The organism is Burkholderia sp. Ac-20384, assembly GCF_017104605.1.
In the GTDB taxonomy this organism is placed as follows: domain Bacteria; phylum Pseudomonadota; class Gammaproteobacteria; order Burkholderiales; family Burkholderiaceae; genus Burkholderia; species Burkholderia lata.
Map to the genome: position 1 here is coordinate 22,440 of NZ_JAAGPE010000079.1, position 12,808 is coordinate 35,247.

General features: G+C 64.4%; 7 protein-coding genes and 1 pseudogene. 4 read left to right on the forward strand and 4 right to left on the reverse strand.

What is annotated here, in order from left to right:
- Nucleotides 1–53: 53 nt before the first annotated feature.
- Nucleotides 54–1,337 carry an acyl-CoA dehydrogenase family protein gene (locus G3O00_RS17585; protein ID WP_206143753.1) on the reverse strand — a complete coding sequence of 428 codons (1,284 nt, stop codon included), beginning with the start codon at nt 1,335–1,337 and terminating at the stop codon, nt 54–56.
- Nucleotides 1,338–2,323: 986 nt separating this feature from the next.
- On the opposite strand from G3O00_RS17585, the pseudogene G3O00_RS17590 reads away from it, so the two are divergent.
- The 4 genes and pseudogenes from G3O00_RS17590 to G3O00_RS17605 form a co-directional block, all read left to right on the forward strand.
- Nucleotides 2,324–2,734: pseudogene (locus G3O00_RS17590) on the forward strand (ISNCY family transposase); the annotation flags it as partial.
- A 378-nt stretch (nt 2,735–3,112) separates the two neighbouring features.
- Nucleotides 3,113–3,493, forward strand: coding sequence for a hypothetical protein (locus G3O00_RS17595; protein ID WP_206143754.1), 381 nt, complete (start codon nt 3,113–3,115; stop codon nt 3,491–3,493).
- A 314-nt stretch (nt 3,494–3,807) separates the two neighbouring features.
- Nucleotides 3,808–5,742 (forward strand): S53 family peptidase, encoded by a 1,935-nt coding sequence (locus G3O00_RS17600; RefSeq protein ID WP_174936495.1) that lies wholly within the window; start codon nt 3,808–3,810, stop codon nt 5,740–5,742.
- A 295-nt stretch (nt 5,743–6,037) separates the two neighbouring features.
- Nucleotides 6,038–6,697, forward strand: coding sequence for a response regulator transcription factor (locus tag G3O00_RS17605; protein ID WP_174936492.1), 660 nt, complete (start codon nt 6,038–6,040; stop codon nt 6,695–6,697).
- Here G3O00_RS17605 and G3O00_RS17610 read toward each other — a convergent pair.
- The 3 genes from G3O00_RS17610 to G3O00_RS17620 form a co-directional block, all read right to left on the reverse strand.
- Nucleotides 6,664–8,706 carry a sensor histidine kinase gene (locus G3O00_RS17610; RefSeq protein ID WP_206143755.1) on the reverse strand — a complete coding sequence of 681 codons (2,043 nt, stop codon included), beginning with the start codon at nt 8,704–8,706 and terminating at the stop codon, nt 6,664–6,666. The genes G3O00_RS17605 and G3O00_RS17610 overlap by 34 nt on opposite strands.
- Nucleotides 8,707–9,215: 509 nt before the next feature.
- Nucleotides 9,216–10,265 (reverse strand): hypothetical protein, encoded by a 1,050-nt coding sequence (locus G3O00_RS17615; RefSeq protein ID WP_241025199.1) that lies wholly within the window; start codon nt 10,263–10,265, stop codon nt 9,216–9,218.
- An 89-nt stretch (nt 10,266–10,354) separates the two neighbouring features.
- Nucleotides 10,355–12,808: DUF4132 domain-containing protein (locus G3O00_RS17620; protein WP_206143757.1), on the reverse strand; the 2,454-nt coding region annotated here is incomplete at its 5' end.

Sequence of the window (12,808 nt, forward strand, 5' to 3'; positions counted from 1 at the left end):
GCTCCTGAAGTCAAAGAGCGCCGCCCAGCCGGGAACCGGGAGGCTGCGTGGGATTACACGAGGTAGCTGATTTCGCGCGGATCGAGGCCGACGAGCGCGCGGCCGTAGACAAGTTGCGGAATGCCCATCCCAAAGCCCGCGTGGCGGCTCGCCACGTTCAGATCGCGCCAGATCAACTGCAGCGGATTGGATTCCATGAAGGCGGCGCTGCCGTAGGCCGTCATGAGGCGATCGCTGGCCTCGCGGCACAGGCGCGTGACGCGCGTCGATTCCATCCGAAAGCGCGAACGCGTCACTTCGTCGGGCAGGACGCCGGCCGTTGCGTGGTGCTCGACCGTTTCGACGATGCGGCGGGCGTGCAGCTGCGCGCCGTCGATCATCATCGAAGCTTCGGCGAGATCGGTCTGGAACGCCGGCGAAACAGCCTGGCTCTTGAACGTGGACGAGGCGACGCGGCGCTCGTGGGCCTGATCGCGCACGAGTTCCAGCGCGGTGACGATCGCCCCGAGTTGCGGTCCGAGTAGACCGATCGACAGCAAGCCTGAGAACGCGCCGCTATATAAACGGTGCCGTTCCGACGGCAGGCGCGACCGGCCCTGCACGATCGGCGCGTACGGTGTCACGCGATGGCGCGGAATGAACAGCCGGTTCGCCACTACCGTGTTGCTGCCGGTGCCGCGCATGCCCGTGATATGCCAGGAGTCGCGGACTTCGAGCTCGCTCATCGGCATGAGGACCAGGTTTATCGTCTCGTCGTCGGCATCGACGCCTTTCGGGATCAGCGCGCCGATCCATTCGGCGTGCAGGCTGCCCGATGCATAAGCCCACTCTCCCGTCACCACGACACCGCCGTCGACGCGTTCGACCTGGGCGCGCGAAGGCGCAATGATGAGCGCGGTGCGCGTGTCGCGGTTACCACCCCACACGTCGTCCTGCGTACTCTCGGGGAAGTGGGCGATCATGTAGTTGCCCATGTTGAGCACGCTCGTGACCCACGACGCCGAGCAGCAGCCGCGCCCCAGCTCGTAGCAGACGTCAAACAGCGTGGCGGGACCCGCTTCGTAGCCGCCGAGCCGGCGCGGCGTGAAGAGCCGCATCAGACCCGCCTCGGTCAGCGCGGCGACGGCACGCTCGGTCAGGCGGCGCCCGGTATCGGCAGCGCGCGATTCTTCAGCGAGCTCGCTCGCGACTTCTGCCGCCTTCGCGATCAATTGCTCATGCTCGACCACCGATTCATCGAGCGCAATGGCGTCATGTCCGGCCGAATTCCCTTCCTGCGAGGGGCGTTCATTTGTCATTTCACGAGTCATGCACTGCGAGGTCTGTATCGTGCTCACGGCATCTCCAGAATAAACTTATAATTACTATTGTTAAAAAACTTAAAACAATAATGACTGAGATAAATTTAACCATCAATTAACCAGAAAACCGAAACAAACAAGAACCACCATTTTTAGTACGAACACTCGGAATTCTGAAAATATCGCGCAACAACAGCCATGAGATCGGTATCTGGCTTTGCCTTACCAATCAGAAAAGGCATTTTTATTTCGGTGCCATTAAATTGCTGTTACGTTTTTATTTAACGCGCCCGCACATGTCAGCCCTTCGTAAGCAATGCTGCCTCGTCGAGTTCCGATTCAAAGCCTGACTGGTGGGGCGTCTCGGCGCCTCTTTACACAACAGAGCACCGCACACGTTTTTCAGCTTCGCCTGTACTTCCAACTCTCGATCCTATTTAGCGGGCGCCGAGCTGTATCTAACAAATCGAGGCAAGCCTTCGGCGTAAACCGGGGCCATCAGGTTTCCTGCCCCATTTAATGACATAAATGTAAATCCCGCCCCATTATGCTTGGTATTCCCGTGGATTCCTTAAAGGACGGCTAAGCGTAGGATAAACTCAAGAAATAATCACCTGTCAAACTTGACGGGTTATACCCCACCAAACAAAATGAGACTGCGAGCGAAATACATTTGAAGATTATTTTAAAAATATAATCGACATACCCGAATCTGACCCATCAGACAATCGCGCGACCCGGTTTGAGGAGCGCTTCGTGAATGTCGGCTCGACGCTCAAAGCGAATGCGAAGACGACGAAATGTGCCGAGCCCGCTACCCTGTTCCGTCCGGCGCTTCGCGTGGTGCTGTCGCTGACCGACTTCGGCACCGGCCGATGGCATTCGGCTGGCCAAGGAGACGGTCAGGAAACCGATCACAATCGACTTGCTCAGCTACTGCGCATCGCGTTACGACACGTCATTTACCGCGACCGCCCTGAAGTGGCTCGAGATCACGGACGACGCAGCCATGCTAGTAGTGGCACGAGACCACCGAATCGACGTTCAGCTATTTCGAGGCCCTGTCGGTTCGCACGGCAAGCCGATCGCGTTCTATAGCGACAAGGCCGGCATGTTCTACTGTAAAGGCCATACTGGCGACGCCAGGTAAAGGCGTGACGCATTTTGGTCGGGCGATGTACGAGCTGAACATCGACACGTTCTGCGCAAACAGTAGCTCGGCCAAGGAGCGCGTCGAGCGTGCACACCAGACGCGGCAGGATCAGCTGGTCAAGGAGTTGAGATTGCGCGGAATCAGCACGGTCAACGACGCCAACGTTTACGCGCCCTCCTTCATCGCTGCTTACAACACGCACTTTGCGAAGCCGTCGAAGAGCGATTTCAATGCGCATCGGCCGCTGCGGGATGACGAGAATCTGAACATGGTGTTGACCTGACGTGAAACACGTCGGGTATCGAAATCGCTGGCAGGGTTGCACGACCTCGTCCCACGTGTATTGCCACTGTCAATGTCAATAGATCACTCGTTGTCGCGCTATCCAGTGTTTACAGCGCTCCCTCGCTCGAACGAACAACGTCAGCGAGCCTCTTGATTCCCCACCCAAGCGACGTTCACCCAAGGAACCGGTTCACGTCGCCACGCGCATTTTGCGTGACGCCCCTACGTTCTACTTACGACTACTGCAAGCTTTGAAACCTTTCTCGGCAACCCCGCCAAACCGCGATCTAAACATTTTAGATTTCATCAAAAAATATTTGACGCTCCGTTTTCTTCCTTGCTATCTTTCCCCGCAAGAAATACCGATGGGAGTTTGAATGGCGCAAATAAACCAAAAACCCGACAAATAACTTCCATTTTAATTACGACATTGCGAGCGCGATATCCGGTTCGCAACGCTGCAATTGCTTCCGCCAGGGAAAGGTTCTCGATTCACCGTCATCCAGCTTCGCTTCAGGCTGGACCGTTTCGTCAGGAAGCGTCGCAAGGAAGTCGCCAGCATCGCGTTTTGCTTGACGGCATGGCAGGTTTCATCCGCCGCGCCTGGCTTGCCGAGCCGCACCGTTCGCGCCACGCGAAGTTGCGTCGTCAGCCGCATGCAGCATTGCAATCGCCTGGAACAACCGTAGCAGCCCAGGTCGTCAAGCGGCATCGCAATACCGTCTTTTCCGACTCTAATAAATTGCATTCCTAATCAATAGATAACGAATCGAAGCTGTTCTATCCGCAAACCGCGGACTGTACCCAACGCAATTGTCGGACCGCCGCACGCAGGATCGCGGCACGGCCCGATAAACAAGAGGGCCGAGCGCAGAATCGGTGCCCGCGATACGCGAGCCCGATACCCGACTGGCCTCCGATTCTGATGGTGGGTGGGGAGGAATACCTATGTCGCCTTGAATTCTGCTGATCGTTCTGGCTTGCGTCAGGTTGCATCGGCCGCCCTTCGCTACCCGCGATTCGGGCCGCGCGCTGTACCCGTTCTTCGTCGAAATCTCGGAGCTCACAATGCAGAGAACTCAATACGTCAATCGCAAACGCCTGCAACGCTTTGCGCTGACGGCAATTGCAGTTGGAGTAGCAGCCACGATGGTCCCGCTGTCCGCCCAGGCGGCAACCAACTGGGTCCAGACGCGCACCAGCGCGTTCCTCCTGTCGAATGCACCGGCCACCGCCGCCTCGCAGGCACTGGCCGCGTCCGCCGCGGCACCCGGCTACTCGCTGAACAGCGTCGGCACGCCGGCGCTCACCGATACGCACGTGACGCCGCTCGAATTGAGCCAGCCGCTGCACGTGACCGTAGTCCTGAAGAACCGCAACGCAGACCAGCTCGACACCTTCCTTCGCGACGTCAACCAGCCGGGTAGCGCGAGCTATCACAAGTACCTCACGCCGACCCAGTTCAAGGCACGCTTCTCGCCGACCGACGCGCAGGTCGCGGCCGTAGTCGCTCACCTGAAGGCGAACGGCTTCAGCAACATCACGGTCTCTGACAACAACACACTGATCGCCGCCGACGGTAATGCCGGCAACGTGCAGCGCGGCTTCCAGGCGAGCATCAAGCGCTTCAACTATCGAGGCAAGCCGGTCTACGCGAACGATTCGGCGGCGCTGATCCCGGCATCGCTCGGCTCGGTCGTCGATTCGGTGCTCGGCCTGCAGAACGCTGCCGTGCCGCACCGCCTGCTCCACCGTTTCGCGCCGTCCGCCGTCGTCGAGCCGAATGTGGTCTCGAAGAATGCGACCGCCGGCTCGCAAGTCGGCCACCAGCCGACCGATTTCGCAAAGATCTATGACGCGAGCGGCCTGCCCGCCGCGACCAATACCACGGTGGGCATCATCACCTGGGGCGACATGACCCAGACCATCGCCGACCTGAACACCTTCACGCAAAACGCCGGCCTGGCGACGGTCAACACGGCAGTGGTTGCGGGCGGCTCCGGTACGCTGGCCGACGACGGCGATCCGGGCGAGTGGGATCTCGACAGCCAGGACATCATCGGCACCTCGGGCGGCGTCAAACAGCTGATCTTCTACTCGGCCATCAACGGCGACAGCAACGACAGCGGCCTCACCGACGCGACGCTGACCGCCGCCTACAACAAGGCGGTAACCGACAACAAGGCGACCGTCATCAACGTGTCGCTCGGTCTCGACGAAACGGCCGCCAACTCGGACGGCTCGCTCGCGGCCGACGACGCGGTATTCAAGCAGGCTGTCGCACAAGGGCAAGTCTTCTCGGTCTCGGCCGGCGATGCAGGCGTCTATCAGTGGTCGACGTCACCGCAGGGCGCACCCGGCTATATCGGCACGTACAACGGCACGTCGGTCAAGACGACGATCAACCTGTCCAAGTACAGCGTGTCGTCGCCCGCGAGCTCGCCGTACGTCGTCGCCGTCGGCGGCACGACGCTCTCGACCACCGGCACCACGACGTGGGCCGGCGAAACCGTGTGGAACGAAGGCGTCGCCTATGCGGACCTCGACAGCAACGGCAACCCGGTCGACAACGCCGTGCGGATCTGGGCAACGGGCGGCGGCGTGAGCGCGTTCGAGACCGCGCCGAGCTGGCAGACCGCCGCGCTCGGCAGCACGGTGACGAAGCGCGTGCTGCCCGACGTGGCGTTCGACGCCGCGCAGGCGACGGGCGCGTACATCGTCATCAACGGGCAGACGAACCAGCTCGTCGGCGGTACGAGCCTCGCGTCGCCGATTTTCGTCGGCGGCTGGGCACGCGTCGAGTCGGCCAACAACAACAGCCTCGGCCTGCCGACTTCGGCGTTCTATCAGGGCCTGCCGACCAATACGTCGCTGCTCCACGACGTGACGTCGGGCAACAACGGCTACAGTAGCCACGGCTACACCGCGAAGGCCGGCTGGGACGACGACACCGGCTTCGGCAGCCTGGATTTCGCGAAGGTCAGCGCGAGCTCCGTCAAGTAACGCGGCACGACCCGATGGGGCGCGGCAAGCTCGCCGCGCCTCTCATTGCAAAGTCGGGCTCACAGGATGGCACTGCTTATCGGGGCCAGCCTCACATTCATCCAGCACCTCGATTTTTGCCGCGAATCACGACCGCAGCCGCCTCGTTCGGCTAAAATCCCCGCGCCTGCAAAGCGTGCGGAAAACGCGGGGCCGATGACGGCTGCATCGCGCTATCCAACGCGGCGGCACCGCCAATCGGGACAGACATAAGCAAAGACTCCGCAACCACACAACGCGGATCCAAGGTAGCGGTATGGCCAAAGTGCTGTTGCTCGACGACGAGGTCGAGTTGCGCGAGGAAATCGCCGCGTTCCTGGTAAAACGCGGCTGGACGGTCGATCAGGCCGGCACGGTCGCGGAGTTCCAGGAACGGGCGTCGGATCTCGCATTTGCGATCATCGACGTGATGCTGCCGGACGGGAGCGGCTTCGATGCGGCCGTGTGGCTCAGGGCCCGGCATCGCGACTGCGGCATCGTCATGCTGACCGCCCGCGGGGACACGCAGGACAAGATCGACGGCCTGATCGGCGGCGCCGATCACTATCTCGTCAAGCCGGTGAAACTGCTCGAACTCGACGCCATTCTCCAGGCGCTCGGCCGCCGGGTGGCAAACGACTGGCGGCTCGACTGTCAGGCGCGCGTGCTGTCCGCGCCGGTCGGCGGCCGGCTCGAACTGTCGGCAAGCGAGATCGCCCTGCTCGCGCTGCTGGCGCGGCATCCGGCCAAGGCGGTGAGCCGGCGGCAGATCGCCGAGGATTTCGGGTTCGACTGGGTCGACTACGACGAGCGCCGGCTGGAAACGATGGTCAGCCGTCTGCGGCAGCGCTGGCGCAGCGAGGCGGGCTCGGAACTACCGCTGAAGACCGTCCATCGCACCGGCTACACGTTCGCCGCGCCGCTGATGCTCGCCTGACCGGCAACGGCCGCCCTGTCCGCGTTCGCGGGCAAAAAGACCGTCGCCCGGCAGCCGTGCCCCGCCTCACTGACCAGGTTCAACGTGCCGCCCTGCATCTCGACCATGCGGCGTGCCAGCGGGAGACCGAGGCCCGTTCCCGGCTTGCGGCCCACGTTGCGGCCGCGGAAGAAGCGCTCGAACACGTATGGCAGGTCCGCCGGCGCAATGCCGGGGCCGTCGTCCTCGACTTCCAGCTCCACACCGCCCGGCACACGCCGGCCGCGCAGCACGATCCGGGTGCCGCCGGGGGTGTATTTGACGGCATTGTCGGCAAGGGTACGCAGCACGAGGCGCGTGAGGCTGCCGTCACACACGAAGGCGTCCGGCAGGTCTTTCGCGTCGATTTCGAGGCGGTGGCCATCGGACAGCGCCCCGGCGGCGGTGGCCGCATCGTCGAGCAGCGCCGCCAGCCGGGTGTCGCCGATGCGGGTTCCGCGTCGCAGCAGCTCGAACCCGTCCTCGTGCAGCGAGTCATTGATCAGTACCGTCAAGCGCTGCGTCGCGCGCAGGATCTTCTGGTAGCGCGACGAGGTCAGCGGATCGCTACCGGAGTCGTCGAGGTCAAGATTCTGGGCGGTGGCATCGATGACCGCCAGCGGCGTCCGCAGCTCATGCGAGACGGTCGCCAGAAGCTGGCGCTGCTCGTCCTGTGCCCGCTTTTCCATCGCGAGCGATGCTTCCACTTGCTCCATCGCCTCCCGCAGCGCCTGGGTGCGCAGCGCAACCTTTACCTCCAGATCGCGCTCGGCCTGGCGGGCGACGCGCAACGCGTCGGCCTGTGCCGTTTCCATCGCATTGCGCATCGCGTTGTAGCGCGAGCTGATCGCCGAATTCATGATCAGCATGAACGCGAGCATCCCCAGGTATCCGGCGTTGTCGGCGAGCAGCCCCGGTGGAATCCAGCCCACGTTGCGCGCGACGCGTAGTGCACTGCCGCCGAGCAACAGCAGCAGCACGAGCACGACCACGCGCGCGTGCCGGTAGCCGCGGGCGGTGAGCCAGAGCGACACGCCCATCGTGACGAGGATCACCGCAATCTGCCAGAACAGGTAGAACGGGCGCACCCACCAGACATTGACGACCAGCATCAGCGGCGCGGCAGCCAGCGCCACGACGATCGTCAGTGCGGAAAAAGCGATCGTCGGCCGCCGCCAGCGCCCGTTGAACAGGCCGAGGTAGTGCGCGGTGAACAGCGTGCCGGCGGGCGTGCCGAGCAACCAGCTGAGCAGGTAGACCGTATTGCTCGCGGCCGGAAAATCCGGCAGCAGGTATTGATAGATGTAGCCTTCGGCGCCGAGCGCGGTGAGCAGGTTCACGACGACGCTCAGCCCGTAGAGCCCGAACGACGCATCGCGCGTCACCCGGAACAGCCACAGGCTCGAGACGAGCAGCACGAGATGCGCGGCGTCCAGCAGGCCGAACAGCAAGGATTCCTTGCTCGTGGCGGAGATGAACGCGTCGGGCGACCACAGCGCCATCGAGAAACTCATGGTGCTGGTGCTGCGGATTCGGAGATAGAGCGTGACCGGTTGGCCCGCCGGAAGGTCCAGGCGAAACACGGGGTTCCGGTACGCGATGTCGCGTTGTTCCACCGGCTTGCGATCGCCTGCGACGTGGCGCTGGTACCCGCCGCCCGGCTGCGGCACGTACAGCGTGACGTCGTTCAGCAGCGACGACCGCAATTCCAGGAGCCACATCGGCAGCGCGCTCGCCGGGCGGGTCACGGTCAGGCGCAGCCACGCCGCGCCGTTGACGTAGCCGAGCGCGGGCTCCGACGTCTGGCCGACGAACCCGCGCGCGATCCCGGGCTGCGACACGCGCTCGACCGTGAGCGTGTCGCCCGGATCGCGCAACAGATCCCAGCCGTTGCGGATGCTGACCTGCCCGCCGTCCGGCAGCGTAATCGGCGTGGCCGCGAAGGCCCCCGAGGCCCAGGTAATCAGGATGAGGAAGATGAGCCGGAACATCACGCGATTCGTACGGGTGTCTGAGATCGGGCGACACTATAACCGAACACGCGACGCCCGCCGGCACCCCGATGCCGCCCGCGCCCCGGATGTCAGAACTTGTCAGTTTTCGCGGCGCACGCTCATTTAAGATGCACGCCAATCAAGGAGGCACGGGCGCGGTTCGCCGCCAGTGAATGCCCGACACCCTTGACCAGCAGCGCCACCCTTGCCTACGCCCCGCACGACGACGGCGCATCGACGCCGAAAACAACGATATGGCCGGGCTGGCGGCGGCATTCCGACGAGCATTGACAATAAATCAGGCACGAGGCGCTCGTTGAACAGCAATGCCGTCGCCGCCGACGGAGGTCGGCAGGATTGGGCGGGCTTCGGTGGTGTTGCGCGCGAAGATGACGGGCAGCGGTTCGTCCTTCTCCAGCCTCGCCTGGCCCAATGGGGCCGGGCGAGGCCGGACGCGCCGCGGTGCCCGGCCTCTCGATCGTGCGAATTCAGATGAACACGCTGCGTCAAGCCAGATAGGCAGCCACTTCATCCGGCGTCAGGAACCGCACCAGCGTCGCGGACGGGTTCTGCGCCGGATGGCAGACACCATTGAAGCCGTTCCAGCTCCGCTTGATACCCTCTTCCGTGTCCAGCGCGATCAGCACGCATTGGCCGTGCTTGCGGTGGCTGCGCAGCGGCGCTTCCCCCCAAGCGAGCGCCAGGTTGTGGACCAGCGCGCCGTTCTCATACGCATGCGCCTGCAGCCAGTGAAACTCCGACGTGTCCTGATCTTCGTCACCGCTCCTCGGCGCAATCGGCTTGCCGACGCGCAGCGTCTGCGCGTGCTCGCCGATCAGGCGCTGCAACAGCGTGAACGCGTGGAACGTGTTGTTGACCGCATGCACGCTGGCCACGAAGCCGGTGCCGGAAGCCGGCAGCACGACGACGCACTCCGGTTCGTTGCTCATCGCCGACGCGAGGCACAGAAAGTACAACTGGTCGAACGGCAAACTGTCGTTATCGGCCATCCGGTCAAGCAACGACTGCAAGGCAGCATCGGCGACGAGATCGCGGTGATTGTCCTGATTGCGCATCAGCATCGCCATCAGCGGCAGCACTACCGTATCGACCGCGTCCCGCAACGCATCGACCTCCCAACGCTGCCGCGCGCCCAGCGCATCGAGCTGCTGCTGAGCCGCTTGCCAGTCGCGCCGTTCGTCGTCGGTGGCTTCATCGTCGCCCTCCTCGACCGCTCTTGCGCAAAACGGCGCGAGTTCGGGCAGCCATGCCCCAAGCCTCGCCTGCGCGGCCGGAAACAGGATGCGCGGATCAGCCCCGCGCTCGACGATCGCGCCACCGAGCAGCGCCAGCAACGCCGCGCGATTCGGGTGCAGCGCCGGCAGCTCGGCCACACACGCGTGCAGGATGGCGTCGGCGCAGGCAGGGTCCTGTGCCTGCTCGCGCAATTCGTCGATTTCGGTCAGTTCAAAGAAATCGTCCATGGTGAAGAGATCGGCTTCATCGAGGACGGGCCGGTGCAGGACGGCAAGGAGTTCAGGTGTCAGCGGCGTCATGGTGAGTGTTGGTGCAAGGAAGAACGTGCGATGTCGGCGTAGTCGAAGCGGACGGGGCAGCACTCGCCCGCTTCGGCGGCAAGCGCGTGTTACTCGCGCATCCCCTCCAGATCGCGGATCAACTCGCTCGCCGAGATCTCGTCGAGCGTCGACAGCGAATCCGCCTCGCGAATACTGCCCCAGTTCGACGGCGAGCCAGCCTGCAATGAACCGAGCTCCTGATCCGGATACATGTCGACCGCCCCGACGATGATCCCCGGATCGAGCGATAGTTCGATCACCTTGCCCGCGCCGAGCGGCTTCGTGAAATACCAGATGCAGCCGGCGTCCTCCACCTGGCCACGACGCCAGCCCTTGTTGACGAGCCCGAGCACGCGGCCGGTCGGTACCTTGACGCCCTTCCAGCGCTCGAGCAGCCGCCCGTTGCGCTCATCGTCGGTCAGCCGGTACACGTCGCGGCCGAGCTGGGCGAACGGCTGCAACAGCTCGTAGTCGGCGAACACCTGCCCGAACGCGGCGGCGTCGGCCGGCGCGATCTCCAGCGCATGCGGCACGCCGATGCGGATCGTCGCGCCTTCCGGCAACGTGAACGCGTCGTCGTCGGCCGTGGCCGCGGTGCCGTCTTCCGCCACGCGGAAACAAGCCTTCAGCGTGCCGCCGAAGTTGCCGCCGTCATCGACTTCGTACACGCCCCAGACGAGACGCTGAACCAGGTGGCGCACCAGCGGATGCTCGGCGAGAAACGCGCGAAACACCTCCGGCGTCCAGCGGCGGCGGCCGCACATCGCCACCTCGAGCCGCGCGAGCTGCTGGCTCGCGATGGTGCGCGCATCCTTCTTCAGCAGCTTGAAGCGCTCGACCGCTTCCTTGCCCTTCTCCGGGTCGTCGGTCTTCTTCGGCTTCGGCAGATCCGCGAGCCGCGCGCCGGCCACGCCGTCGGCACCGGTTTCGCGCACATACGGCTTGAGCGTCTCGTCGAAGCCGACCCGGAACGCACGCGGACCGAAGTCGAGCAGCATCGTGCCCTGCGCGTCGAGCCCGAGATCCGGCGCGAGACGATCTTCCAGCTCCTCCGACGACAGCCCGCGTGCTTCCGCGATCGCATCGATCTTCTCGCGCGCGCGGTCCTGCAGCGCACGGAACTTGACCTTCTGCGCGATGCCGTTGAGCAGCATCAGCGCGACGTCGCTGCCGATCGAGGCCAGCACGTCGAGGCCGGTCGCCGCGCGTGCATGCGCCGATTCGCCGGGCCACGTGCGAATCAGCGGCGTCAGCTTGCGTGCGGTGTCGTCGTTGCCGAACAGGCCCAGCGCGGTCAGCGCCCAGCCCTCCTTGCCCGGCGCGCCGGCATCGAGCCATGCGTTGAAGCAGTCCCACGAGAAGTCGGCCAGCGACTCCGCCGTGCATGCGTCCTTCACGATGTCGATGCCGCCGTAGATCCCTTCACTGGTCGGGAACGTCAGCATCTGGCCGAGCGGGTCGAGCGCGTCGTCCGGCAGCGCCTTGCCGTTCTTCAGCACCGGCCGGCGCCAGCCGCGCGGCTGCCAGAACTCGGGCAGCTTGCTGCGCTTGGTCGGGAACCGGTCGAGCGGGCTCTCGTCGAGCACCGCGCGCACCGCCTGCGGCACCGCGGCGTCGGCATAGCGCGAGGCGACGTCCATCAGCAGCGCCTCGTGGCCGTTCGCCTGCAGCAAGCGCAGCGCGGTGCCGGCGCAGTCGCGCGCTTCGCCCGGCTTGCCGAGCGACGGCGCGATCAGGCCGCTGGCCGCATGCTCGGGAAACTTCAGCAGCCACGCACGGCCGTCGTCGCGCAACGTCTTCAGCTTCGCGAACGCGCGGGCCGCGATCGGCGCGCATTCGATGGCGCCGTAATTCAGCGCGTAACTGAAATTCTCCGTCGGCTTGCTGCGCACGGTTGCCATGAGGCCGGGCAACGCGGGCAAGCCGAAAGTCGCCATCAGCATGTTGACGCCGGCCGTGCTGTAGTCGCCCGCGATCGCGTTCCAGATGTCGACGGCCACCGCGGCCGGCAGCAGCGTCAGGTACTCGGCGCGCAGCGAGTACCAGAAGTACCGCTCGCGCTTGCGCTCGTCGATCATCGCGCGCCACGCGGTGACGAACGCCGGCGCGTCGCCTTGCCGGATCGCCTTTGCCGCGGCCTCGCCGAGCGGCCCGTAGTACTTCTTGCTCGCGTCGAAACCCAGGCCGGCGGCCAGCGTCAACGTATTCTTCGCCGCCTCGGCAAGTCGCTTCGCCTCCCACTGGTCCGGCGTTTTCGCCTGGTTGCGCTTCGCTTCGTCCCAGCATTCGATCGCCGCCAGCTCGAGCGGCTCCAGCGTCAGTGCAGCGGCCTTCTTCTGCCGCGCGGCAAGCCACGGCGGCGCCGCCAGCACGCCCGGCAATTCGTCCGTCGATGCGACGTCGGCCGGGCCGGCCAGCAGCGCGAGCAGTTTGTCGATCACCGCCTGTGCCGGCGCGTCGAGCCACGGCCGCAACCCGTCGACGTGCGCCGTATGCGCGCGCAGCAGGCGTGTCAGGCTCGG